The 22,888-nt window shown below is 71.8% G+C and carries 22 protein-coding genes and 1 tRNA gene; 10 read left to right on the top strand and 13 right to left on the bottom strand.

Going from position 1 to position 22,888, the window contains the following annotated elements; genetic code table 11:
• The first annotated feature begins 69 nt into the window (after positions 1-69).
• On the top strand, positions 70-2,256 hold the full coding sequence (gene ligA, locus D9598_RS08950) for an NAD-dependent DNA ligase LigA (protein ID WP_198366095.1): 2,187 nt from the start codon (positions 70-72) through the stop codon (positions 2,254-2,256).
• On the opposite strand, the gene D9598_RS08945 is transcribed toward ligA, so the two are convergent.
• Together D9598_RS08945 and D9598_RS08940 are read right to left on the bottom strand one after the other, a co-directional pair.
• Positions 2,183-3,094: a hypothetical protein gene (locus D9598_RS08945; protein ID WP_198366094.1), complete on the bottom strand. Its 912-nt coding sequence runs from the start codon at positions 3,092-3,094 to the stop codon at positions 2,183-2,185. The two genes, ligA and D9598_RS08945, sit on opposite strands and share 74 nt — an antisense overlap.
• Positions 3,064-4,845, bottom strand: coding sequence for an aminopeptidase P family protein (locus D9598_RS08940; protein WP_198366093.1), 1,782 nt, complete (start codon positions 4,843-4,845; stop codon positions 3,064-3,066). The genes D9598_RS08945 and D9598_RS08940 overlap by 31 nt, the downstream gene beginning before the upstream one ends.
• 179 nt (positions 4,846-5,024) lie before the next feature.
• On the opposite strand from D9598_RS08940, the gene D9598_RS08935 reads away from it, so the two are divergent.
• Positions 5,025-5,405 carry a DUF1127 domain-containing protein gene (locus D9598_RS08935; protein ID WP_198366092.1) on the top strand — a complete coding sequence of 127 codons (381 nt, stop codon included), beginning with the start codon at positions 5,025-5,027 and terminating at the stop codon, positions 5,403-5,405.
• Between the two features lie 159 nt (positions 5,406-5,564).
• On the opposite strand, the gene D9598_RS08930 is transcribed toward D9598_RS08935, so the two are convergent.
• Genes D9598_RS08930 through D9598_RS08920 form a run of 3 tightly spaced genes read right to left on the bottom strand, consistent with a single transcriptional unit; the run spans position 5,565 to position 9,177 of the window.
• Complete coding sequence (locus tag D9598_RS08930) at positions 5,565-6,455, bottom strand: 50S ribosomal protein L11 methyltransferase (RefSeq protein WP_198366198.1); 891 nt, start codon at positions 6,453-6,455, stop codon at positions 5,565-5,567.
• Positions 6,452-8,662: an ATP-dependent helicase gene (locus D9598_RS08925; RefSeq protein WP_198366091.1), complete on the bottom strand. Its 2,211-nt coding sequence runs from the start codon at positions 8,660-8,662 to the stop codon at positions 6,452-6,454. The genes D9598_RS08930 and D9598_RS08925 overlap by 4 nt, the downstream gene beginning before the upstream one ends.
• Positions 8,659-9,177, bottom strand: coding sequence for a pentapeptide repeat-containing protein (locus D9598_RS08920; protein ID WP_370591971.1), 519 nt, complete (start codon positions 9,175-9,177; stop codon positions 8,659-8,661). The genes D9598_RS08925 and D9598_RS08920 overlap by 4 nt, the downstream gene beginning before the upstream one ends.
• Positions 9,178-9,384: 207 nt before the next feature.
• On the opposite strand from D9598_RS08920, the gene D9598_RS08915 reads away from it, so the two are divergent.
• Positions 9,385-10,197, top strand: coding sequence for a hypothetical protein (locus D9598_RS08915; RefSeq protein ID WP_232477033.1), 813 nt, complete (start codon positions 9,385-9,387; stop codon positions 10,195-10,197).
• On the opposite strand, the gene metF is transcribed toward D9598_RS08915, so the two are convergent.
• Complete coding sequence (gene metF / locus D9598_RS08910) at positions 10,194-11,195, bottom strand: methylenetetrahydrofolate reductase (RefSeq protein WP_198366090.1); 1,002 nt, start codon at positions 11,193-11,195, stop codon at positions 10,194-10,196. The two genes, D9598_RS08915 and metF, sit on opposite strands and share 4 nt — an antisense overlap.
• Positions 11,196-11,412: 217 nt before the next feature.
• Between metF and D9598_RS08905 the strand changes: the two genes are divergently transcribed.
• Both D9598_RS08905 and D9598_RS08900 read left to right on the top strand, forming a co-directional pair.
• Positions 11,413-12,228 carry a VacJ family lipoprotein gene (locus tag D9598_RS08905; protein ID WP_198366089.1) on the top strand — a complete coding sequence of 272 codons (816 nt, stop codon included), beginning with the start codon at positions 11,413-11,415 and terminating at the stop codon, positions 12,226-12,228.
• 11 nt (positions 12,229-12,239) lie between these two features.
• Positions 12,240-12,872 carry a phospholipid-binding protein MlaC gene (locus D9598_RS08900; protein WP_232477032.1) on the top strand — a complete coding sequence of 211 codons (633 nt, stop codon included), beginning with the start codon at positions 12,240-12,242 and terminating at the stop codon, positions 12,870-12,872.
• Between the two features lie 3 nt (positions 12,873-12,875).
• On the opposite strand, the gene D9598_RS08895 is transcribed toward D9598_RS08900, so the two are convergent.
• Entirely contained in the window at positions 12,876-13,853 is a 978-nt protein-coding gene (locus tag D9598_RS08895; RefSeq protein WP_198366087.1) for a hypothetical protein, read from the bottom strand.
• 231 nt (positions 13,854-14,084) lie between these two features.
• Between D9598_RS08895 and D9598_RS08890 the strand changes: the two genes are divergently transcribed.
• From D9598_RS08890 to D9598_RS08875, 4 genes are all read left to right on the top strand, one after another.
• Positions 14,085-15,098: an ABC transporter ATP-binding protein gene (locus D9598_RS08890; RefSeq protein ID WP_198366086.1), complete on the top strand. Its 1,014-nt coding sequence runs from the start codon at positions 14,085-14,087 to the stop codon at positions 15,096-15,098.
• Between the two features lie 15 nt (positions 15,099-15,113).
• Positions 15,114-16,388 carry a PotD/PotF family extracellular solute-binding protein gene (locus D9598_RS08885; protein ID WP_198366085.1) on the top strand — a complete coding sequence of 425 codons (1,275 nt, stop codon included), beginning with the start codon at positions 15,114-15,116 and terminating at the stop codon, positions 16,386-16,388.
• Between the two features lie 85 nt (positions 16,389-16,473).
• Entirely contained in the window at positions 16,474-17,319 is an 846-nt protein-coding gene (locus D9598_RS08880; RefSeq protein ID WP_198366084.1) for an ABC transporter permease, read from the top strand.
• A 1-nt stretch (position 17,320) separates the two neighbouring features.
• Positions 17,321-18,127, top strand: coding sequence for an ABC transporter permease (locus D9598_RS08875; RefSeq protein ID WP_198366083.1), 807 nt, complete (start codon positions 17,321-17,323; stop codon positions 18,125-18,127).
• Positions 18,128-18,131: 4 nt separating this feature from the next.
• Here D9598_RS08875 and D9598_RS08870 read toward each other — a convergent pair whose 3' ends face one another.
• Positions 18,132-18,458 (bottom strand): DUF1330 domain-containing protein, encoded by a 327-nt coding sequence (locus D9598_RS08870; protein WP_198366082.1) that lies wholly within the window; start codon positions 18,456-18,458, stop codon positions 18,132-18,134.
• 20 nt (positions 18,459-18,478) lie between these two features.
• Entirely contained in the window at positions 18,479-18,871 is a 393-nt protein-coding gene (locus D9598_RS08865) for a hypothetical protein (protein ID WP_198366081.1), read from the bottom strand.
• A gap of 133 nt (positions 18,872-19,004) precedes the next feature.
• Here D9598_RS08865 and D9598_RS08860 point away from each other — a divergent pair, with 133 nt between their 5' ends.
• A complete protein-coding gene (locus D9598_RS08860; RefSeq protein ID WP_232477031.1) occupies positions 19,005-19,811 on the top strand; it encodes a helix-turn-helix domain-containing protein in 807 nt (268 codons plus the stop codon).
• Between the two features lie 9 nt (positions 19,812-19,820).
• On the opposite strand, the gene D9598_RS08855 is transcribed toward D9598_RS08860, so the two are convergent.
• From D9598_RS08855 to D9598_RS08840, 4 genes are all read right to left on the bottom strand, one after another.
• On the bottom strand, positions 19,821-20,243 hold the full coding sequence (locus tag D9598_RS08855; protein WP_198366080.1) for a hypothetical protein: 423 nt from the start codon (positions 20,241-20,243) through the stop codon (positions 19,821-19,823).
• A gap of 226 nt (positions 20,244-20,469) precedes the next feature.
• Positions 20,470-21,015, bottom strand: a complete 546-nt coding sequence (locus tag D9598_RS08850) for a GNAT family N-acetyltransferase (RefSeq protein ID WP_232477030.1) — start codon at positions 21,013-21,015, stop codon at positions 20,470-20,472.
• Positions 21,016-21,025: 10 nt separating this feature from the next.
• Complete coding sequence (ettA, locus tag D9598_RS08845) at positions 21,026-22,705, bottom strand: energy-dependent translational throttle protein EttA (RefSeq protein ID WP_198366078.1); 1,680 nt, start codon at positions 22,703-22,705, stop codon at positions 21,026-21,028.
• Between the two features lie 103 nt (positions 22,706-22,808).
• A tRNA-Ile gene (locus D9598_RS08840) sits at positions 22,809-22,881 on the bottom strand.
• Positions 22,882-22,888: the final 7 nt, after the last annotated feature.

Below are 22,888 nucleotides of genomic sequence, written 5' to 3'. Positions count from 1 at the left end.
CAAGGGCGCCGGAGGCCTCGGCGCGCCCGCCGGCTTCCCGCCGGGGCCGGGCTGGGTTAGCAGGGCAGCATGACCCCGTCGCCCCGCGCCATCGCCGTCGAGGATCTCACCGAGGCCCAGGCCGCCGCCGATCTGGCCGCGCTGGCCGCCGAGATCGCCGCCGCCGACATCGCCTACCACCAGAACGACGCGCCCGAGATCACGGACGCCGAATACGATGCGCTGCGCCGCCGCAACGCCGCCATCGAGGCGCGCTTCCCGGCGCTGAAGCGCGCCGACAGCCCGAGCGAGGCGGCGCCGGGGGCGGCCCCGGCCGCGGGCTTCGCCAAGGCCCGCCACGGCACGCCGATGCTGAGCCTGGACAATGCCTTCGGCGCCGGCGACTTCACCGAGTTCGCCAGGACCGTCCGCCGCTTCCTGCGGCTCGACGAGGCCGAGGTGCTGCGCTTCGTGGGCGAGCCCAAGATCGACGGGCTCTCGGTCAACCTGACCTATGAGAAGGGGGTGCTGACGCGGGGCGCGACGCGCGGCGACGGCACGCTGGGCGAGGACATCACCCGCAACCTGCTGACCCTGCCCGAGGCCGAGCTGCCCCGCAGCCTGGGCCCCGGGGCGCCGGAGCAGATCGAGATCCGCGGCGAGGTCTTCATGACCAAGGCCGACTTCCTGGCCTTCCGCGAGGAGCAGGCGCGGCTGGCCGAGGAGCGGGAGCAGCGCCGCGAGCGGGGCGAGAAGGTGGGGCCCGAGATCCGCATCCCCGCCAATCCGCGCAATGCCGCCGCCGGCTCGCTGCGGCAGCTCGACCCGGAGGTGACGGCGCGGCGGCCGCTGAAGCTCTTCGCCTATGCCCAGGGCGCTTCCAGCAGCCCGGTGGCGGAGACGCACTGGGACTATCTGCGGGCGCTGACGCGCTGGGGCTTCCGCGTGAACCCGCTCTCGGCGCTGCTGCCGGACGAGCGGGCGGCGGAAGCCTTCCAGGCCCGCATGGCCGAGGGCCGCGCCGGGCTGGACTACGACATCGACGGCGTCGTCTACAAGCTGGACCGGCTGGACTGGCAGAGCCGGCTCGGCTTCGTCGGCCGCACGCCGCGCTGGGCCATCGCCTGGAAGTTCCCCGCCGAGCGGGCCGAGACGGTGCTGCTGGAGATCCAGATCCAGGTCGGCCGCACCGGGGCGCTGACGCCGCGCGCGGTGATGCAGCCGGTCAATGTCGGCGGCGTCATGGTGCAGCACGCGACGCTGCACAACGAGGACGAGATCGCGCGCAAGGATGTGCGGGTGGGCGACACCGTCATCCTGCAGCGCGCCGGGGACGTCATCCCGCAGATCGTCGGCATCGTGCCGGAGAGGCGGCCGGCGGACAGCGCGCCCTGGCAGCCGCTGACGCATTGCCCCGCCTGCGGCAGCCATGCCGTGCGGCCGGAGGGCGAGGTGGTGCGCCGCTGCACCGGCGGCCTGGTCTGCCCGGCGCAGACGGTGGAGCGGCTGAAGCACTTCGTCGGCCGCACCGCGCTCGACATCGAGGGGCTGGGCGAGGAGAACATCATCGCCCTGCACGAGGCGGGGCTGGTGAGGAGCCCGGCCGACATCTTCCGCCTGAAGGACCATGCCGCGGCGATCCGGCAATGGGAGGGCTGGGGCAAGGCGTCGAAGCGGGATTCGAAGAAGCTGGCCAATCTGCTGGCCGCCATCGAGGAGCGCCGCCGCCCGGCCCTGGAGCGCTTCATCTTCGCCCTCGGCATCCGCCGCATCGGCGCGCAGAACGCCAAGCTGCTGGCGCGGCACTACCACGACGTCGATCACTGGCGCGCCCGGATGCGGGAGGCGACCGTCATCGGTTCCGAGGCGCGGGAGGAGCTGGGCTCGATCCAGGGCGTCGGCCCCGCCATCGCCAGCGAGCTCGCCGAGTTCTTCAAGGAGCCGCGCAACATGGCCGCGCTGGACGACCTGCTCGGCGAGGTCTCGCCCGCCCCGGTGGAAAGCCTCGGCGGCGGCGACAGCCCCTTCGCCGGCAAGGTCGTGGTCTTCACCGGCACGCTGGAGCGCACCTCGCGCGATGAGGCGGAGGCGGTGGCCGAGCGGCTCGGCGCCAAGGTGACGAAGAGCGTCTCGAAGAAGACCGACTTCGTCATCATCGGCGCCGATGCCGGCTCGAAGGCGAAGAAGGCCGCGGAGCTCGGCGTCAGGACGCTGACGGAGGCGGAGTGGCGGGCGATGGCCCATCCGGACGCAGCGGAGACGCCATCCGCCGGCTGAGCAGCAGGCCGAGCCCCTGGCGCAGGATGCCGATGGGGTCGCGCCCCCTGCCCTGCGAGACCGAGACGCGGTGGCCGCCGGTCACCACGCGGTGCATGGCACCAGGCAGCAGGGCGGAGGCGACGGAGACCAGCCCGTCATTCGGCCCCGCCCCCTGCCGCTCCATCCAGCGCACCATGGGCAGGTAGCGCCGGTCCGGCCCGGTGATCCCGGCGGAGAGCCGGGCGGCGACGCAGAGCACCGGCATGGCGGCGGTGATCTCGGCCACCCGCGCCGCGTGCTCGCGCATCCAGGCCGCGCGGCCGGGGGTGGAAAGATCGGGCAGGCCGGCGCCACCGCCCATGCGCAGCGCCCGCACCAGCGCCGCCAGGCTGCGGTGCAGCCGCGGCCGGGCCAGCAGGGCATCGGCCACCGGCGACCCGAAGAAGGGCGACTGCAGTGCCAGCAGCCCCGTGCAGCGCGCCGCGACGGCGGGATCGAGCAGCGCCGCCAGCGCCTCCAGCCCCCCCTTGCTGTGCGCCACGATCAGGCAGGGCGCGGGCGAGGCCAGGATCGCCTCGGCCAGCAGGGCGGCGTTGGGGGCGATGGGCGCCGTGGTCGGCAGCTTGACCACCTGCGCCACCGCGCCCTGCGCCAGCAGCCAGCGCAGCTGCGTGCCCATGTAGTCCATGCCGAGGGGGGCCAGCCGCGCCGCGCCCTCCCCCAGCAGCCCATAGACCAGCAGCACCCGCCGCCCCGCCAGATCCAGCGGCCGCACCGGCGGCGCGGCGGGGATGGTGGGGCGGCGGAAGCGGCGCAGCCGGGCCTTCAGAGCGTGGCGCAGGCCCAAGACAGCCATTCCGCCACGGGGGCCTCCAGCTCGCCGCCGAGCTCGGCCAGCACGCGGGCATGATAGGCATCGACCCAGGCCCGCTCCCCGGGCGTCAGCAGGGCAGGATCGATCAGCCGGCGCTCATAGGGGGCGAGGGTCAGGGTCTCGAACTCCAGGAAGGGCTTCACCTGCCCCGGCCGCTCCGGCGCGGGCCGGACCAGCAGCAGGTTCTCGATGCGGATGCCATAGGCGCCCGGCAGATAAAAGCCCGGCTCGTCTGAAAGGATCATCCCGGCCTCGATCGGCACCGGCTTCGCCGCCCGGCTGATACTGACCGGCCCCTCATGCACCGAGAGGAAGCTGCCGATGCCATGGCCGGTGCCGTGGTCGAAGTCGAGCCCCGCCGCCCAGAGGGGCGCGCGGGCCACGGCGTCGATATGCGCGCCGCCGACGCCCTGCGGGAAGCGCAGTCCGGCCAGGGCGATATGCCCCTTCAGCACGCGCGTGTAGCGCTCGACCAGATCGGCGGGCGGGGTGCCGGGGCCGGTCCAGAGGGTGCGGGTGACATCCGTGGTGCCATCGGTGAACTGGCCACCGCTGTCGATCAGATAGGCCTCATTGGCGTGGATCGGCCGGTTGGTCGCCTCGGTCGCGCGGTAATGCACGATGGCGCCGTTCTCGCCCGCGCCGGAAATGGCCGGAAAGCTCTCGGCGCGGAACAGCGGCAGGTCGCGGCGGAAGGCCAGGAGCCGGGCGGCGGCGCTCATCTCCGTCTCCCCTCCCTGCGGCGCCGACACCGAGAACCAGTGCAGGAAGCGGGCGAGCGCCAGGGCGTCGCGATGATGCGCCGCGCGGCTGCCCCGCTGCTCCACCGGATTCTTGCGCGCGCGGGGCAGGCGCACCGGGTCCTCGCCCGTCCGCAGCGTGGCGCCGGCGTCCCGCAGGCTGGCGGCGAACCAGGCGGGGGTGATGTCGGGGTCGATCCGCACCACCTGCCCGGCCATTCCGGCCAGCGTCGCGGGCAGGGCGGCGGGCGGCAGGCAGGTCACGGCATTGCCGAGATGCGCGCGCACCGGCTCGCCGAGCTTGGCCGGCTCCATGAACAGGTCGACGCTGCCATCGGCGCGCAGCAGGGCGAAGCCCAGGGCCAGCGGCGTGTGCTCCAGGTCGCCGCCGCGGATGTTGAGCAGCCACGCGACCGAATGCGGGTCGGTCAGGACCACGGCATCCTCGCCCGCCTCGCGCAGCCGCTCCGCCGCCGCCGCCCGCTTCGAGGCCGCGTCCTGCCCGGCATACTCGGCCGGCTGCGGCACCGCCGGGGCGCGCGGCGGCGCGGGGCGGTCGCGCCAGATGGCGTCCAGCGGATTGACCGCCAGCGGCACCAGGGTGAGGCCGGCGGCGGCGAGACGCTCCACCGCCGCCTGCGGATGCAGCCAGGGATCATAACCCAGCCTTGCGTCAGGCGCATGGCTGGACAGGTATTCATGAGGTGGCTGCTCGGTGATGTGCAGCAGAGTCCAGCACGACGGATCGGTCTGCGCCCGGGCCTGGGTGGTGTAGCGCCCGTCGGTGAAGAGCAGCGCGCGATCCGGCAGCACCACCGCGAGCCCGGCGCTGCCGGTGAAGCCGCTGATCCAGGCCAGCCGCTCGCCGCTGGGCGGCACGTATTCCCCCAGATATTCGTCGCCCCGCGGGATCAGGAAACCGTCCACCCCGAGGCGGGCGAGCTCGGCGCGGAGGGCGGCCAGGCGATCAGCTTGTTTCACTTTGATGAGCATCCCATTAAGAACATGTTTCCTCACGTATCGATGCGCGAACCGCATATCTCAGCTTCAGCACCAGCACTCCTCTTCGCGCCCGCACAATATTACATCATGGCCACGCAGTTGGAGCGGGCGGTTGACGGCAGGAGCCGATCCCGCGGACCGCCCCCGCGCAAGAGACGGAACGCTAGACAATGAACGCCCGCATCTCCAAGCCGCAGCTCGACGCCGACGCCCTGCTTCCCGCCATGAAGCTGAACGAGGCCCAGGCCATTGCCCTCGCCGCCATGAAGAAGCGCGACGAGGCGGTCGGCAGCTGGATCCGCAACGCCGTGGTCGCCGCCTTCCGCGCCGTGGCCGACTATCCGGCCCGCCGCCGCGCCCATGACGAGCTGACCAGCCTCACCGACCGTGAGCTGGCCGATATCGGCCTGACCCGCGCCGATATCCCCCGCGTGCTGCGCGGCGAGGCTGTGAGCCGCGGCGAGGCCCCGGTGGCGGCGATGGCCCCCGCCATGACCGTCCGCCCGGCGGCCAATTCCAACACCCAGGCGCAGGACCGCCTGGCCGCCTGAGCGGAGAATATGTCCTGAAAAACCGGAGCCGGCCCGCAACCACGCCGCCGGACCTTCGTTAGACAGGGCAGAGACCAACGATCCGGTTCCTCCCCCCCTCCCCCCGCCGGATCGAGCCAGGCCGCCCCGCATCCCCCCAGATGCGGGGCGGTTTCGCATTCAGCGCCGACGCAGCACCAGGGCCGACCAGGCGCCCTGGTCGATGCGGCGCTCCAGCACCATCCCGGCGCGGCGGTGCGCCGCCAGCACCATCCGCACCTGCGTGCCTAGCAGGCCGGCCAGGATCGCCGTGCCGCCGGGCGCCAGATGGTCCGACAGGCTCTTCGCCATGGCGCAGAGCGGGCGGGCGAGGATATTGGCGAAGACGAGGTCATACCGCCCGGCGCGCACCGCCCGGTGGCGCCAGCCATCGGCCAGGCGGGAGCGGACCCGGTTGCGCAGCCCGTTCATCCGCGCGTTCTCCTCGGTGATCCGCACGCTCCAGGGCTCGATATCGGTGGCCAGCACCGGCCGCCGCAGCCGCTTCGCCGCCGCCATGGCCAGGATGCCTGAGCCGGTGCCGAGATCGAGGATGCGGCGCGGCCGACGGTGGGCCATGCGCTCGAAGCCGATCAGGCAGCCGCGCGTCGAGCCGTGCTCGCCGGAGCCGAAGGCCAGACCGGCGTCAAGCCGCAGCACGATGCGGCCATAGGTCGGCGGGTTGGGCAGGTGCGTCGGCCGGATCAGCACCCGGGCGCCGATCTCCTGCTCGGGGAAGGATTGCAGCGTGCGCGCCAGCCAGCCCTCCGCCTCGACCGGGGCGCGCTGCAGTTCGGGCGGCTCGATGCCGGAGAGCGCCGCGGCCAGGACCAGGGCCGGCAGCAGCTCGTCATCCCCCGATCCCGTCTCGCGCACCGCCTCGAGCCGCCAGGTGTCGGTGGCGTCGTCCTTGAAGTAGCCGACGCTGGGGCAGACCGTCTGCAGGGCCGCCTCGAAGGCCGGCACCGCCTCCTCCGGCAGGCCGTCCAGGGTCAGGGTCTCGAGCGTCGGAGGGTGACGGTTCACGGTCAGGCCTTTTCCACGAAGGTATCGAGCACGCGCTTGCGGCCGGCCTTGTCGAACTCGACATCGAGCTTGTTGTCCTCGGCCGCCACCACGCGGCCATAGCCGAATTTCTGGTGGAAGACCCGCTGCCCCGCCGGAATGGCCGCCGCGCGCGCCGGGCGCTCCGCCACCTCCCAGGCGCCGGCCTCGATGACGCGGGGGCGCCGCGCCACCAGCGGGAACTGGCCGGAGAAGGCCGAGGGCTGCGCGGCCATGCGGGCGCGGGCGCCGCCGGCGGCCCCCTCCTGCTCGATCTGGTCGGGCGGCAGCTCGTCGAGGAAGCGGCTCGGGATGGCGCTGGTCCAGTTGGCGTAGATGCGCCGGTTGGCGGCATGGCTGATGACGCAGTGCCGCCGGGCGCGGGTGATGCCGACATAGGCGAGGCGCCGCTCCTCCTCGAGCCCCTTGTCGCCGCCCTCGTCCAGCGCGCGCTGGTGCGGGAACAGCCCCTCCTCCCAGCCCGGCAGGAAGACGCTGTCGAACTCCAGCCCCTTGGCGGCATGCAGGGTCATCAGATTGACCCGGCCATCCTCCGACTGCTCGTCATTCTCCATCACCAGCGCGACATGCTCCAGGAAGCCGGCCAGGCTCTCGAACTCGCCGAGCGCGCGCAGCAGCTCCTTCAGGTTGTCGAGCCGCCCCGGCGCCTCCGGCGACTTGTCCTGCTTCCACATCTCCGTGTAGCCGCTCTCGTCGAGCAGGGTGGCGGCGACCACCACATGGCCCTCGCGCGGCAGCATCTCGCGCCAGCGGGCGAAGCCCTCCAGCAGCTCGCGCAGCGCCTGGCGCGGCTTGGGCCGCAGCGCCCCGGTCTCGATCAGCCGCCAGGCGGCGACCACCAGGGGCCGCCCCTCCGCCCGGGCCAGGTCATGCATGGCGCGCAGCGCCGTGTCGCCCAGGCCGCGCTTGGGCGTGTTGACGATCCGCTCGAAGGCGAGGTCGTCGGCCGGCTGGCTCAGCACCCGTAGATAGGCCATGGCGTCGCGGATCTCGGCGCGCTCATAGAACTTCTGCCCGCCGACGACGCGGTAGGGGATGCCGAGGGTGATCAGCCGCTCCTCGAAGGCGCGGGTCTGGAAGCCGGCGCGGACCAGGATGGCGATCTCGGAGAGGTCGTGGCCGCCCCGCCGCGCCGCCTCGATGCGGGAGCCCACCATCCGCGCCTCCTCCTCCGAATCCCAGAGCGAGACGACGCGCACCTTCTCCCCCGCCGCGTCGTCGCGGCCCGGGCGCAGGGTCTTGCCGAGGCGGCCGCTGTTCCGGGCGATCAGCCCGGCGGCGGCGGCCAGGATCGGCGCGGTGGAGCGGTAGTTGGATTCCAGGCGCACGATGGTGGCACCGGGGAAATCCTTCTCGAAGCGGAGGATGTTCTCGATCTCGGCGCCGCGCCAGGAATAGATCGACTGGTCGTCGTCGCCGACGCAGCAGATGTTGCGCTCGGCCGGGTTCTCCCGCTGCGCCAGCAGCCGCAGCCACAGGTACTGCACCGTATTGGTATCCTGGTACTCGTCGACCAGGATGTAGCGGAAGCGGCGGTGGTAGTCGGCCAGCACGTCCGGCTGGGTGCGCAGGATCTCCGTGACGTGCAGCAGCAGGTCGCCGAAGTCGCAGGCGTTGAGCTGGCGCAGCCGCTCCTGGTAGGCGGCATAGAGGCCGCGGCCGCGGCCGCCGGCATAGTCGGTGTCCTCGGCGGCGGTGATGCGCGCCGGCATCAGCCCGCGATCCTTCCAGCGCTGGATGATGGCCATCATCCCCTGCGCCGGCCAGCGCTTGAGGTCGATGCCGGCCGCCTCCATCACCTGCTTGAGCAGACGCATCTGGTCGTCGGTGTCGAGGATGGTGAAGCTGCTCTCCAGCCCGACCAGCCCGGCATGGCGGCGCAGCATGCGCGCGCAGAGGGCATGGAAGGTGCCGAGCCAGAGGCCCTCGGCCGGCTGGCCCAGCATGGCGGCGACACGCTCGCGCATCTCCCGCGCCGCCTTGTTGGTGAAGGTGACGGCCAGCACCTGGTTGGGGAAGGCACGGCGGGTCATCAGGATATGCGCGAAGCGGGTGGTCAGCACCCGGGTCTTGCCGGTGCCGGCGCCGGCGAGCACCAGCAGCGGCCCATCCACCGTCTCGACGGCGGCGCGCTGCTCGGGGTTGAGGCGGCTCAGATAACCGGCGTCGCTCATCGCTGGCAGGACCCCACGGAGGCCGCGGCGCAACGGGTCTCCCCGTCGACCCAGAGGGCGCCGCCGAGTCGGGCGGTGGAGAGATCGGCGCCGGCGATGATGGCGCCGGTCAGGTCGGCCTCGCTGAGATCGGCGCGGAAGAAGCGGGCGCCGCGCAGGTCGGCCTGGCGCAGGACGGCGCGGCTCAGGTCGGCGCGGGTGAAGTCGGCGCCGCGCAGCACCGCCCCGGCCAGGCTCGCCCCGCTCATCTCGGCCGAGGTGAAGCGGGCATCGGGCGCCTCCGCCCGGTCCAGCACGGCATCCTGCAGGCGGCCGCGGGCGAAGCTGGCGTCGCGCAGCACGGCCCCGCTGAGATCGGCGCCGCGCAGGTCCTTGCCGTCCTGCAGGCAGCGGCGCCAGTCCACCCCCGGCGCCGCCGCGTCGGAACAGGCCGCCTGGGCGGGCGTGCCGAGGAGCGGAAGGGTCAGCAGGACCGGGAGAATGCGGCGGAGGGGAAGCGGGATTGGCCTGGGCACGCCCTGGATATAGAACGGGGAGCGAACGCGGCCAACCACCGGCCGCCCGCAGCCGGAGCGCTTTCCATCGCCAGCCTGATTCGTGCCCTGGAATGGTCCGCGCGCCAGGGGGGGCCGCTGCTCGCCCTGGCCATCTTCGCGGGCCTCTTCCTGCCGCCGCTCGCCAGCGCCGCGCGGCCGCTGCTCACCCCCTCGGTCGTGGTGCTGATGACGCTGGTGCTGCTGCGGGTCGATCCGGCGCAGGTGCTGGCCTATCTGCGCCGCCCGCTGCTGGTCGCCGCCCTGCTGGCCTGGCTGCTCCTGGCCTGCCCGCTGGTCACCTACGCGGTGGTGCGGACGGCCGGGCTGGAGGCGGGATTCGGCGCCGGCATGGTGGTGATGGCGACCGGCTGCGCCGCGACCTCCTCCCCCGCCTTCGCCCGCCTGGTCGGGCTGGATGGCGAGATCGCGCTGGTGGTGGCCCTGCTCTCCACCCTGCTGCTGCCCTTCACCGCGCCGCCGCTGGCGCTCGGCCTGCTCGGCATCGACCTGGCGCTGACGGTCGGCGGGCTGACGGCCCGCCTGCTGCTGGTGGTGGGGCTGCCGCTGCTGGTCTCGCTCGCCATCCGCGCCCTGGCCGGGCCGGCGCGGCTGGCCCGCTGGGGCCGGGCGGTGGATGGCGCCTCGGTGCTGCTGGTGGTGGTCTACGGCTTCGGGGTGATGGACGGCATGCTGGGGCGGATGCTGCAGGCGCCGGCGATGATGCTGGGCGGGCTGCTGCTGGCCTTCGCCACCTGCTTCGGACTGAACGCCCTGACCGCCCTGGCCTTCCGCCCGGCCGGATGGCGGCTCGGCCTGTCGGCCGGGCTGCTCTCCGGCAACCGCAACATGGCGCTCTACCTCGCGGTGCTGCCGGCGACGGCGGATGCGCGCATCCTGATCTTCTGCGCGCTCTGCCAGTTCCCGCTCTTCCTCAGCCCCTTCCTGCTGCGCCCGGTCTATCGCCGGCTGGCGCCGGAGAGCCCGGCGCGGCCGGCCTAGGCCGGGTCGGCCGGCGCCTGCCGCATCGGCCGGGCGCCCAGGATATGGGCGATGGCATAGGTCAGGTCGGCGCGGTTCAGGGTGTAGAAGTGGAACTCGTCCACCCCGTTGGCCTGCAGCAGCCGCACCTGCTCGGCGGCGAGGGCGGCCGCCACCATGCGGCGGGTCTCGGGATCATCGTCCAGCCCCTCGAACAGGCGGCCCATCCAGGCCGGCACGCTGGCGCCGCACATGGCCGAGAACTTGGCCACCTGGGTGAAGTTGGAGACCGGCAGGATGCCCGGCACGATCGGCACGGTGATGCCGGCGGCGTGCGCCCGGTCGAGGAAGCGCAGATAGACCTCGGTGTCGAAGAAGTACTGGGTGATGGCGCGGGTCGCCCCGGCATCGATCTTGCGCTTGAGGTTGTCGAGGTCCTCCTGCGCCGACCGGGCGGAGGGATGCGTCTCGGGATAGGCGGCGACCGAGATCTCGAATTCGCCCGCGCGCCGCAGCCCGGCCACCAGGTCGGCGGCATAGGCATAGCCCTGCGGGTGCGGCACATAGCTCTCCTGCCCGGCCGGCGCGTCGCCGCGCAGGGCGACGATATGGCGCACGCCCGCCGCCCAGTAGCGGTGCGCCACCTCGTCCACCTCGGCCCGGCTGGCACCGACGCAGGTCAGGTGCGCCGCCGGGGTCAGCGAGGTCTCCCGCACGAGCCGCGCCACCGTGGCATGGGTGCGCTCCTGCGTGGTGCCGCCCGCGCCGTAGGTGACGGAGACGAAGCGCGGCGCCAGCGGCTCGAGCCGCCGCACGCAGGCCCAGAGCTGCTGCTCCAGGCTCTCGGTGCGCGGCGGGAAGAACTCGAAGGAGAGCGCCGGCGGCGGCAGCTCGGTCGGCAGGGGCAGGCCGGCGACCCGGGGTCCCGTCAGCCAGCGTTGCAGGGTCCCGGGACTCGCGCCGGCGGAGAGATCCGCGGCGGCAGGGGCAACATTGGCGTGGTCGGGGAGATGGCTCATGCCTCCTCTCTACCGCAGACCCGGGAGAAATTGAACGTCCAGGGAAAATGGAACATCCGGGAGAAATTGCGTCCCCGCGGCCGGGAGAATGCTATCCCTCGTCGTCGCGGAACGTTGTTCACTGAGACTTGGCCATAGCCTGTTCCATACATCCATCCGCGGATGTATGTACCCGTAGCCAGCGCCGTGCCGCGCGCCGTCAGGAACCCTGCCCACCATGCCCGTCCGCCGCCCGCTTCTCCTGCTGCTCGGCCTGCTCGCCCTGTCCGCCTGCGCCACGCGGCCGCCGGCCAGCGATCCCGAGGCGCTGGCGGAGTTCGAGCAGAACAACGACCCGCTGGAGCCCTTCAACCGCGGCATGTACGCGGTGCACGAGGGCATCGATACCGTCGTGCTGGAGCCCGCGGCGCGGGTCTACCGCTTCGTCCTGCCGCAGCCGGTGCGGGGCGGCGTGCGCAATGTGCTGACCAACCTGCGCAGCCCGGTGATCTTCATGAACGACGTGCTGCAGGGCAGCGTGGAGCGCAGCGCCACCACCCTGGCCCGCTTCCTGATGAACAGCAGCTTCGGCATCGGCGGGTTGTTCGACGTGGCGAAGGAGGTCGGCCTGCCCGGCCATGGCGAGGATTTCGGTCAGACCCTCGCCGTCTGGGGCCTGGGCGAAGGCCCCTATCTGTTCATCCCCGTGCTCGGCCCCAGCAACCCGCGCGACCTTGTGGGGTTTGGAGTCGACATCGCCGCCAACCCGATCACCTGGGTGGTGGCCAATGGGGACAACACGGCGGAGACACTGGGTTGGGTGCAGACCGGGCTGACCATCCTGGATACGCGTGAGGGGCTGCTGGACACCATCGCGGACGTCAGGGCGACCAGTCTCGACCCCTACAGCACCATCCGCAGCGCCTACCGCCAGGGCCGCAATTACGAGATCCGCAACGGAGGCGGCACCGCGCCGGAGGCCCGGGCCACCGGCTTCGGCATCGGCGGGCCGCTGGACACGCGCCCCTCCCCCGCTCCGCTCGGCAAGGAATGAGATCGAACCGGATGAACCGCCGCCTTCTCCTGGCCAGCGCGCTGGCCCTTCCCTTCACCGCGCAGTTCCTGGCCGCCGGCGCCGCGCGCGCGCAGGTCGATATCGGCCGGGCCGGCAGCTTCATCGAGACCACCGGCCGGGATCTCGTGAGCGCGATCAACGCGCAACAGGACATCGCCACGCGGCGCCAGCAGGTGGCCGCGATCCTGCGCCGCGCCGTGGATGTCGAGGGCGTGGGCCGCTTCGTGCTCGGCCGGTGGTGGCGCGTGGCCACGCCCGCCGAGCAGCAGGAATACATGCGGCTCTTCGAGGAGACCCTGATCCGCAACCTCTCGGCGCGCTTCGGCGAGTATCAGGGGGTGCGCTTCAGCCTGGGCCGCAGCCAGCAGCGCACGGAGGATGACGCGCTGGTGAACACCGTGATCGAGCGACCCAACAGCGCCCCCTTCAGCCTCGACTGGCGGGTCAGCGAGGTCGGCGGCCAGCCGCGCGTGGTGGACGTGATCGCCGAGGGCACGTCGCTCCGCCTGACCCAGCGCAGCGAGTACTCGGCGGTGATCAGCCGCAATGGCGGGCAGGTCTCCGCCCTGCTCGACGCCATGCGGCGGCAGATCGCCGCCCTGGCGGCGCGCGAAGGGCGCTGATCCTCAGCGCCGCCGGCGCTCCGCCACCGCATAGACCAGCCGGCCTTCCGGGCTGCTGAAGGCGCGGCAGGTCGTGAGCTGGGCCGGCGGCAGCACCGCGAAAGCCGCCAGCAGGTCCTGCGTTGTGCGCCAGGCCGGGCGCCAGTGCAGGAAGGCCTCCATCCAGGCCGCTTCCGGCGCCGGACCGGCGGGACTGCCGATCAGCAGCATCCCGCCGGGCTTGAGCGCCGCGAAGGCGGCATCGGCCAGGTTCCGCAGCCCGTTGGCATCCAGCGCATCCGGCAGCAGGGGCAGCAGGATGAGGTCGAAGCAGCCGCGCATGTAGGGCCGGCGCACGAAGCCGCCGAGGCTGCAGCGCAGGCTCCGCACCGGCAGACCAGACGGCAGGCTGTCCCGCATCCGCGTCAGGACGTCCTGCTCCGTGGCCTGCGCCACCCAGCGGCCGATGGCGCCGCGCTGCCGCACCAGGGCGGCCTCGCGCAGATGGCCCGCGCCGAGCGTGAGGATTTCCGCCCCCGGCTGCCGCTCCAGCATCCCCTCGACCACGCTGGCCAGGAAGGCGGCCTGGCCCCTCAACCCGGCTGGCAGGCCGATCTGCGAGGAGACCGCGAAAAGATCCCGCCCGGCCCGCGAGGCCTGCTCCAGCATCCGCGGCCCTTCGCCCAGGCCCAGCAGCAGGTCGCGCAGGAGGGGATGGCCGGCCGTGTCGCCAGGATGCTCCAGCGCCAGCCGGGCCAGCGGGTCCTCCATCACCAGGCGGCGCACGGGATGCTCCCGCAGGCTGTGCCGAAGCATCGCCCATTTCTCGGGATCGGTCCCCTCGCGCAGCGCTCCGCAGAACTGGACCAGGCGCACCAGGGCGGCGGGCGCCCAGCCGGGATGCCAGGCTGCGTCCACCACCGCATTCAGCGTCGGCACCAAACAGGCCATGTCCGCCAGGGACGGGCAGGTCCCGCAGATCGTGGAGGTGGTGTCCGGCATGAAGGTCCTTTGTCCTGTCCTTCCAGATTAAGAGACACAAGTCCTCCTCGCATCCTCAGAATGAAGGAGGTGCCCAGGAGGCCGGCAGAGCCCCGGCCGGTGGCGGGAGCATCTGCCTTCATCCTGGGCAATCCGCCCTTCCGACCGTGGTGCCGATCGCCGGCGCGCCGGCGGGCGTCACCCTGGTGCGGCGCTTGCATGGGGGCGGCGGATGGCAGGAGGAGGACGGGCTTGCGGCCGGATGTGGAGCTGATCGGCGTCACCAAGCGTTATGGCGCCACCGTCGCGGTGGACGGCCTCTCCCTCCTGATCCCCGGCGGCAGCTACTGCTGCCTGCTCGGCCCCTCCGGCTGCGGCAAGACCAGCACCCTGCGGATGATCGCCGGCCATGAGAGCATCAGCGCGGGAGACATCCTCCTGGCCGGGCGCAACGTCACGGACCTGAAGCCGGCCGAGCGCGGCACGGCGATGATGTTCCAGAGCTACGCCCTGTTCCCGCACCTCTCGGCGCTCGAGAACATCGCCTTCGGGCCGCGCATGCGCGGGGTGGGCAAGGCGGAGCGCCTGGCGCGGGCGCGGGAGTTCCTCCGCCTGGTGCAGCTCGAGACGATGGCGGACCGTCTGCCCGCGCAGCTCTCCGGCGGCCAGCAGCAGCGCGTCGCCCTGGCCCGCGCCCTGATCACCCGCCCCAAGGTGCTGCTGCTCGACGAACCGCTCTCCGCCCTCGACCCCTTCCTGCGCGGCCAGATGCGCGAGGAGCTGAAGCGGCTGCAGCGCGAGCTCGGCATCACCTTCATCCATGTCACGCACGGGCAGGAGGAGGCCATGGCGCTCTCCGACCTCGCCGTGGTGATGGATCATGGCCGCATTGCCCAGGCCGCGCCGCCGCGCGAGATCTTCGAGCGCCCGGCCAGCGCCTTCGTCGCCCGCTTCATCGGCGGCCACAACGTGCTGGAGTTGCCGCAGGGCCGCTTCGCCATCCGCACGGACCGCACGCGCCTCGCCCCGGCCGCCGCCGGGCCTGACCTCGCCGGGCCTGACCGCGCCGGGCTCAACCTCGCCGGACAGGTCACCGCCGTCGAGTACCAGGGCAGCGCGGTGCGCGTCGTGCTCCGCGCGGCGGACGGGCAGACGGCCGAGGCGCTGCTGCCCGATGCCAGCTTCCACGCCGCCCCGGTCGCGCCCGGGGAGGCCGCCACCCTCGGCTGGTCTGCGCAGGACGCGCATGCCCTGCCCCCCGCCTGACAGGAGCGCCTGACGATGCACGAGACGAAGACCGCCCTCACCCGCCGCGGCGCCCTGGCGCTGGCCGGCGCCGCGCTGGGCAGCGGCGCCATCACCGGATTCCCGACGATCTGGGCGCAGAACATCAAGGATGTGACGCTGCGCCAGATCGGCACCGGCGTGTCCGGGCTGAACCCGATCGCCGAGCAGGTGAAGAAGGATCTCGGCTTCACCCTGCAGCTCACCGTGACCGACACGGATGCCGTGGCGCAGCGCGCCGCCACCCAGGCGCGCAGCTTCGACATCGCCGACATCGAGTACTTCTCGATCAAGAAGGTCTATCCGACCGGCGCGGTGCAGCCGATCGACACGACGCGGATCAAGCTGATCGACAAGCTCGTGCCGATCTTCACCACGGGGAAGCTGACGCCGGACAGCCAGATGGGCCAGGGCACCTCGCCCTTCTCCGTCGGCTTCGTGGACAGCAGGGATGCCAAGAGCTTCGCCGGCAAGCGCACCGAGCTGATGACGCTGCTGCCCACCATCTACAACGCCGACACGCTCGGCATCCGCCCCGATCTGGTCGGCCGGCCGATCAGCCACTGGAAGGACCTGATGGACCCGGCCTTCAAGGGCCGCGCCTCGATCCTCAACATCCCTGGCATCGGCATCATGGACGCCGCCATGGTGGCCGAGAGCGCCGGCGTCGTGAAATACGGCGACAAGGGCAACATGACGCGCGAGGAGATCGACAAGACCATCGCCTTCCTGATCGAGGCCAAGCGCGCCGGGCAGTTCCGCGCCTTCTGGAAGACCTTCGACGAGAGCGTCAACCTGATGGCCTCGGGCGAGGTGGTCATCCAGTCCATGTGGTCGCCCGCCGTCGCCGCGGTCCGCTCGCGCGGCATCCCCTGCACCTACCAGCCGCTGGCGGAGGGCTACCGCGCCTGGGGCTCGGGCCTCGGCGTCATGCGCCACGTCTCGGGGCTGCAGCTCGACGCCGCCTATGAATACCTCAACTGGTATCTCTCCGGCTGGGCCGGCGCCTTCCTCAACCGCCAGGGCTACTATTCGGCGGTGCTGGAGACGGCGAAGCAGAACATGAGCGAGAATGAGTGGGGCTACTGGATGGAGGGCAAGCCCGCCACCGCCCCGATCCTCTCGCCCGATGGCCGCGAGATGGAGAAGGCGGGCGCGGTGCGCGACGGCGGCGCCTTCGCCGAGCGCATGGGCCGGGTGGTCTGCTGGAACTCGGTGATGGATCAGGACCGCTACATGGTCCAGAAGTGGAACGAGTTCATCGCCGCCTGAGGCTTCCCGCGCGGCCTGTCCCGCGCGACACCATCCCGGGGGGCCGCGCGCCCTCCCGGGCTTCCGGCCCGGAGTGATGCCCTTCATGTCCCGATGGATGCCCTGGCTGCAGGCCGCGCCGCTGGCTCTGGTGCTGGCCGTGTTCCTCGTCGTGCCGATGGCGATGCTGGTGGTCGTCAGCTTCTACGATTACGACAGCTTCAGCCTGATCCCCGACTTCGTGCTGACCAACTACCGGGAGGTGTTCTCCTCCTGGGTCACGTGGCAGACCTATCTCAAGACCCTCTGGTTCGCCGGCCTGACCTGGGCGATCACGCTGCTGCTCGGCTTCTGGCTGGCCTATTTCCTGGCCTTCGTGGTGCGGGACCCGACCTGGCGCATGCTGCTCTTCGTGCTGACCACGGTGCCGTTCTGGACCTCCAACCTGATCCGCATGATCGCCTGGATCCCCTTCCTCGGGCGCAACGGCATCCTGAACAACACGCTGATCGGGCTCGGCGCCATCGACCGGCCGCTGGAGTTCCTGCTGTTCTCCGACTTCGCCGTCATCCTCGCCTTCGTGCATCTCTACACGCTGTTCATGGTGGTGCCGGTCTTCAACACCATGATGCGCATCGACCACCGGCTGCTGGAGGCGGCGCGCGATGCGGGAGCCGGCTTCTGGCAGACGCTCTGGTGCGTCATCCTGCCGCTCTGCAAGCCGGGCATCGGCATCGGCTCGATCTTCGTCGTCGTGCTGGTGATGGGCGACTTCGCCACCGTGCGGCTGATGAGCGGCGGGCAGAGCGCCTCGGTCGGGCTGATGATCTCGAACCAGATCGGGCTGATGCAGTATCCCGCCGCCGCGGCCAATGCGGTGGTGCTGCTGGCCATGGTGCTGCTGCTGGTCGCCGCCATGCTGCGCGCCATCGATATCCGCAAGGAGCTCTGAGATGCCCGGCCGTGCCGCGCGCCTGCTGCTTGGCGCGCTCTTCGCCGCCTTCCTGCTGTTCCTATACGGCCCGACCATCACCATCGCCATCCTCTCCTTCCAGGGGCCGGATGGCGGGCTGACCTTCCCGATGAACGGTGTCAGCACGGTCTGGTTCACGCGGCTGTTCCAGCCCCAGGCGGTGGGCGACCTCGGCGCCGCCATGCGCCGCACCCTGGCCCTGGCGGCAATGGTCACGGCCTGCACGGTGGTCGTCTCGCTCGCCGCCGGCATGGCCTTCCGCCGCCGCTTCGCCGGCAGCGGCGCGTTGTTCTACCTGACGCTGGCCAGCCTGATCGTGCCCTCGATCCTGGTCTCCCTCGGCATCGGGCTGCTGTTCACGCTGATGGAATGGGAGCCGGCCTGGTATTCCTCGGCCTTCGGCGCGCAGCTCACCTGGACGCTGCCCTTCGGCCTGCTGATCATCTTCGCCGTGTTCAACCGCTTCGACCGCAGCTGGGAGGAGGCGGCGCGCGACCTCGGCGCCACGCCGTGGCAGGGCTTCCGGCACGTCGTGCTGCCGATCATCGCGCCCGGCGTGGTCGGCATCGCCCTGTTCGGCTTCACCCTGTCCTTCGACGAATTCGCCCGCACCCTGCTCACGGCCGGCAGCGGCAACACCCTGCCGCTAGAGATCCTGGGCATGACCACAACGGTGACGACGCCGGTGCTCTACGCGCTCGGCACCGTCTCCACCGCCCTGTCCTTCCTGGTGATCGGCGGCGCCCTGCTCGGGGTGCGGCTGCTGCGCCGGCGGCGCGGCGCCTGAGGCTTCAGGCCCCGCGCAGGATGTCGGCCGCGCGGTGCCCCTCCTCCACCCCGTCGATCAGGAAGACCTCTCCCTTCGCATGGCGCTGGCGGAAGGGCAGGATGGCCCGGTAGGCTGGCGAGGCGTACCAGGCGCGGGCCGCCGCCCGGTCGGGAAAGGCGATGACGATCAGGTCGCGGTCGCACTGCCCTTCCAGCGCCTCCCGCGGCCCGCCATGGATCAGGAAGCGGCCGCCGAAGGGCGCCAGCGTGGCGTCGATCCCTTCGAGGTAGGCCACGATCTCCGGGCCCATCTCCACCGCGTGCAGCAGACCGACGGCATGGCAGGTCATGGCCCGATCCTCCGCGCGCATCAGACCGCCACCGACGGGGCGCGCCCGGCCGTGGCCTCCAGCCAGGCCATGATGCCGACGAAGCCCGCCTGGCCCAGCAGGAAGGCCCAGCCCGCCGCGTTGGGGGAGACCAGCCCCAGCAACGGCAGCAGCAGGCTCGCCGCCACCCAGAGCAGGTTGCCGGCCACCACCAGGCGCAGCCCCCAGCGCGGCACGCCGGGCCCGCGCGCCAGCCAGGCCATGAAGGCCGCCACGGACAGCAGCGCCAGCCCCGCCCCGCTCAGCAGCGCCGGCGGCAATGCCATCCAGCCGCCCAGCGCGGAGGGGGCCGCCAGCAGCACGGCGCCCATGCCGGCGCAGCTCAGCGCATCGAGCCCCAGTAGGGCGCGGAGGGAGGGAATAGGCGTGGTCATGGCAAGCTCCTCGGTCGCTCGCGGCGCCACGGGATGCGGTGCCGGCGGGCCGATGCTGGGCCGGGAGGCGGGAGCGGCGCGATAACCTCGGAGGTCATTGTCGGGCGGCGGGAGGGCTGGCTAGGTTCGGCGCATGATGAGCACGGAGCGTCCCACCGCCGGCGCGCTGCTGCGCCACTGGCGGCAGCAGCGGCGGCTGAGCCAGATGGCGCTGGCGCTGGAGGCCGAGATCTCGCAGCGGCACCTGAGCTACCTGGAAGCCGGCCGCGCCATGCCCAGCCGCGCGATGGTGCTGCACCTGACGGAGCAGCTCCGCGTGCCGCTGCGCGAGCGCAACGCCATCCTGGCCGCGGCGGGCTTCGCGCCGGCCTATGGCGAGCGGCCGTTGCAGGCGCCGGAGCTGGCGGCGGCGCGGCAGGCCGTGGAGCGCATCCTGCATGGCCACATGCCGCATCCGGCCCTGGCGGTGGACCGGTACTGGACCCTGCTCTCGGCCAATGCCGCCGTGTTCCGGCTGCTGGGCGGCGTGTCCGGCCCTCTGATGCAGCCGCCGGTGAACGTGCTGCGCCTCAGCCTGCACCCGGAAGGGCTGGCGCCGCGCATCCTGAACTTCGCCGAGTGGCGCGCGCACCTGCTGGCGCGGCTGGCGCACGAGGTGCAGGCCTCATCGGACGCCGCGCTGCTGCGGCTGCTGGAGGAGCTGAAGGGTTATCCACCGCCGCCGCAGGCGAGAGGCGCCCGGGCGGCGCCGGTGGAGGAGGGCGGCATCGCCGTGCCGCTGCGGCTGGCAGGCGTGGCCGGGCCGCTCAGCTTCCTCAGCACCACGACCGTGTTCGGCACGGCGGTGGATGTGACGCTGTCGGAAGTGACGATCGAGGCCTTCTTCCCGGCCGACGACGCCACCGCCACCGCGATGGCCCGGCTGGCCGCCGCCGGCTGAGGCGCCGGCTCAGAACACCAGGCGCAACCGGGCGAGGCCCAGGAGCGGGCGGCGCTCCTCCCCCGCGGGCGGCTCCGCCCCCGCCGAGATCAGCCCGTCGAGCGACAGCCGGGCGCCGCCGATCTCGGCCAGGCCGAGGCCGGCACCGAGCACGTATTGCGGCCGGGCGTCGAAGACCGGCCGGACCAGGCCGGAGAGCGGCAGGGTGCTGGCCAGGGAGAGGCGGCGGCCGGCGGCGGGACCGGCCAGCGTCGCCACCACGAAGGATTCCCGCCGGGCATAGGGCATGGCGCCTCCGAAAGCGGCGCGCAGCGTGAAGCCGGCCTCGGCCGGAGACAGCGGCTCCACCGACTGGGCGCGAAGGGGCGGGCTGGCGCCCAGCGCCAGGAGGCCGACGAAAAGACCGGTCAGGATGCTGCGGAACGACGACATCAGGCCCCCTCAGGCGCTGGTCCGTTTGCTCCCCGGCCTCCTTATCTTTTGTGCGACGCAGCGACACAAGTGAAAATAAGGCGGGACCGCCTTATTTCATCCAAGCGAAACCTTACATCTTGATCATAATCAATTGAAAAAACTCGATAATCTCGATGGAAGGAATTGTGGCGGGATTGTGTTCATCGCGGGCTGTGACCGCGTCGCCACAATCCTCCCCTTCTCCTCAGCCCCCCTGCTGCGCCAGGGGCGGCGGGGCGCGCAGGCTCTCGAACACCATCATCGGATGGCCCTGGTGCATGAAGCGGCCGCAGGCCCGCAGGCCAAGATCCCCCAGCACCCCGCGGGAGGCCAGGTTGCTCTCCCGCGCCACCGCGATGATGCGCGGCAGCCCGGCGCGATGACCGAAGTCCAGCGCCGCACGGGCCGCCTCCCGCGCATAGCCACGCCCGCGCGACCAGGGCCAGAGGGCGAAGCGCAGCGCCACCCCCCGCCCGTCCGGCCGCTCCATCAGGCCGACGATGCCCAGGAAGGCCTCGTCCTCGCCACGGTGCACCGCCCAGGTGCCGTAGCCCCGCACCGACCAGAACTCGATGTCGTCGCGCAACTCCTCCGCTGCCCGCTCGGGCGTGCGGAGGCCGTGCAGCATCAGGCCGAAGGCCGCCTCGTCCCCCTTCAGGGCGACAAGATCGGCCAGATGCCGCGGCTCGACGGGGCGCAGCACCAGGCGGGCGGTGCGCACCGTGTGCGGGGATTCCACCCGCGCCGGCATGTCCACCGGCTTACCGGGTGAGCGGCCGGTACTTGATCCGGTGCGGCTGATCGGCCGCCGCGCCAAGACGTCGACGTCGGTCGGCCTCGTAGGCCTGGTAGTTGCCCTCGAACCATTCGACGTGGCTGTCGCCCTCGAAGGACATGATGTGCGTGGCCAGCCGGTCGAGGAACCAGCGGTCGTGGCTGATGATCACGGCGCAGCCGGCGAAGTCCTGCAAGGCCTCCTCCAGCGCGCGGAGCGTGTCCACGTCGAGGTCGTTGGTCGGCTCGTCGAGCAGGATGACGTTGTGCGGCTCCTTCAGCATCTTCGCCAGATGCACCCGGTTCCGCTCGCCGCCCGAGAGCACGCCCACCGGCTTCTGCTGGTCGGAGCCCTTGAAGTTGAAGGCGGCGGCATAGGCGCGCGAGGGCACGCTGCGCTTGCCCATGGTGATCAGGTCCTGCCCGTCGGAGATCTCCTGCCAGACGGTCCGCTTGTCATCCAGCGTGTCGCGCGACTGGTCGACATAGCCGAGGGAGACGGTCTCGCCGATCCGCAGCGTGCCGCCATCCGGCTTCTCCTTGCCGGTGATCATCTTGAACAGGGTGGACTTGCCGGCGCCGTTCGGGCCGATGACGCCGACGATGCCGCCGGGCGGCAGCTTGAAGGACAGGCCGTCGATCAGCAGGTTGTTGCCGAAGCCCTTGCGCAGATCCTCGGCCTCGATGACCGTGTTGCCCAGCCGCGGGGCGGGCGGGATCTGGATCTCGGTGGGGTCGGGCGCGCGCTCCTGGCTCTTGGCCAGCAGCTCCTCATAGGCCTGGATGCGCGCCTTACTCTTGGCCTGGCGGGCGGCGGGGCTGCGGCCGATCCACTCCTGCTCCTCGGCGAGCTGGCGCTGGCGGGTGCTCTCCTCCTTCTCCTCCTGCTGCAGCCGCTTGCGCTTGGCGGCGAGATAGGCGGAGTAGTTGCCCTCATACGGGATGCCGCGGCCGCGATCGACCTCGAGGATCCAGTTGGTGACGTTGTCGAGGAAGTAGCGGTCGTGGGTGACGATCAGCACCGCGCCCTGGTACTCGCGCAGCGTCTTCTCCAGCCAGGACACGCTCTCGGCGTCGAGGTGGTTGGTCGGCTCGTCGAGCAGCAGGAGGTCGGGCTTCTCCAGCAGCAGCTTGCAGAGCGCGACGCGGCGCCGCTCGCCGCCCGAGAGGTTGGTCACCGGGCTGTCGGCGGGCGGGCAGCGCAGCGCATCGAGGGCGATGTCGATGGTGCGGTCCAGATCCCAGCCATTGGCGGCGTCGATCCGCTCCTGCAGCTCGGCCTGCTCGGCGAGGAGGGTGTTCATCTCCTCCTCGCTCATCTCCTCGGCGAACTTCATCGAGATCTCGTTGAAGCGCTCCAGATCCGCCGCCAGCGAACCGAAGGCGTCGCGGACGTTCTCGCCCACCGTCTTGTCCGGGTCGAGATGCGGCTCCTGCGGCAGGTAGCCGACCTTGACGCCCTCGGCCGCCCAGGCCTCGCCGCCGAACTCGCGGTCCATGCCCGCCATGATCCGCATCAGCGTGGACTTGCCGGCGCCGTTCGGGCCGAGCACGCCGATCTTGGCGGTGGGCAGGAAGGAGAGGGTGATGCCTTTGAAGATCTCGCGCCCGCCCGGGTAGGACTTGGTGAGATCCTTCATCACGTAGACGTACTGGTGAGCGGCCATGGTCGGACATATCCCGGGGCAGAGGTTCGGCCCCGGTTCTAGCCAGCATGGCGCCGCGCGCCAAGCGTAAGGGTTTCCCCGCGCCCTTCCCTGCCCCCTCCCCTGCGCCCGGCAGGACTCGAACCCGCAACCAAGCCGTTATGAGCGGCCCGCTCTGACCATTGAGCTACGGGCGCGCCGGGA

The organism is Roseomonas sp. KE0001 (assembly GCF_016107285.1).
Lineage (GTDB): Bacteria > Pseudomonadota > Alphaproteobacteria > Acetobacterales > Acetobacteraceae > Pseudoroseomonas.
The sequence above is the reverse complement of the archived record's forward strand: the minus strand, read 5'-3'. Positions and strand labels throughout refer to the sequence as shown.

Coding starts and splice junctions, on each gene's coding strand:
- ettA (WP_198366078.1), bottom strand. CDS start 22,705: ATGGCCGCTCACCAGTACGTCTACGTGATGAAGGATCTCACCAAGTCC.
- D9598_RS08855 (WP_198366080.1), bottom strand. CDS start 20,243: ATGTCGTCGTTCCGCAGCATCCTGACCGGTCTTTTCGTCGGCCTCCTG.
- D9598_RS08895 (WP_198366087.1), bottom strand. CDS start 13,853: ATGCCGGACACCACCTCCACGATCTGCGGGACCTGCCCGTCCCTGGCG.
- D9598_RS08870 (WP_198366082.1), bottom strand. CDS start 18,458: ATGACCTGCCATGCCGTCGGTCTGCTGCACGCGGTGGAGATGGGCCCG.
- D9598_RS08945 (WP_198366094.1), bottom strand. CDS start 3,094: ATGGCTGTCTTGGGCCTGCGCCACGCTCTGAAGGCCCGGCTGCGCCGC.
- D9598_RS08905 (WP_198366089.1), top strand. CDS start 11,413: ATGCCCGTCCGCCGCCCGCTTCTCCTGCTGCTCGGCCTGCTCGCCCTG.
- D9598_RS08875 (WP_198366083.1), top strand. CDS start 17,321: ATGCCCGGCCGTGCCGCGCGCCTGCTGCTTGGCGCGCTCTTCGCCGCC.
- metF (WP_198366090.1), bottom strand. CDS start 11,195: ATGAGCCATCTCCCCGACCACGCCAATGTTGCCCCTGCCGCCGCGGAT.
- D9598_RS08925 (WP_198366091.1), bottom strand. CDS start 8,662: ATGAGCGACGCCGGTTATCTGAGCCGCCTCAACCCCGAGCAGCGCGCC.
- D9598_RS08900 (WP_232477032.1), top strand. CDS start 12,240: ATGAACCGCCGCCTTCTCCTGGCCAGCGCGCTGGCCCTTCCCTTCACC.
- D9598_RS08880 (WP_198366084.1), top strand. CDS start 16,474: ATGTCCCGATGGATGCCCTGGCTGCAGGCCGCGCCGCTGGCTCTGGTG.
- D9598_RS08860 (WP_232477031.1), top strand. CDS start 19,005: ATGATGAGCACGGAGCGTCCCACCGCCGGCGCGCTGCTGCGCCACTGG.
- D9598_RS08850 (WP_232477030.1), bottom strand. CDS start 21,015: ATGCCGGCGCGGGTGGAATCCCCGCACACGGTGCGCACCGCCCGCCTG.
- D9598_RS08885 (WP_198366085.1), top strand. CDS start 15,114: ATGCACGAGACGAAGACCGCCCTCACCCGCCGCGGCGCCCTGGCGCTG.
- D9598_RS08865 (WP_198366081.1), bottom strand. CDS start 18,871: ATGACCACGCCTATTCCCTCCCTCCGCGCCCTACTGGGGCTCGATGCG.
- D9598_RS08915 (WP_232477033.1), top strand. CDS start 9,385: ATGACGCTGGTGCTGCTGCGGGTCGATCCGGCGCAGGTGCTGGCCTAT.
- D9598_RS08940 (WP_198366093.1), bottom strand. CDS start 4,845: ATGCTCATCAAAGTGAAACAAGCTGATCGCCTGGCCGCCCTCCGCGCC.
- D9598_RS08935 (WP_198366092.1), top strand. CDS start 5,025: ATGAACGCCCGCATCTCCAAGCCGCAGCTCGACGCCGACGCCCTGCTT.
- ligA (WP_198366095.1), top strand. CDS start 70: ATGACCCCGTCGCCCCGCGCCATCGCCGTCGAGGATCTCACCGAGGCC.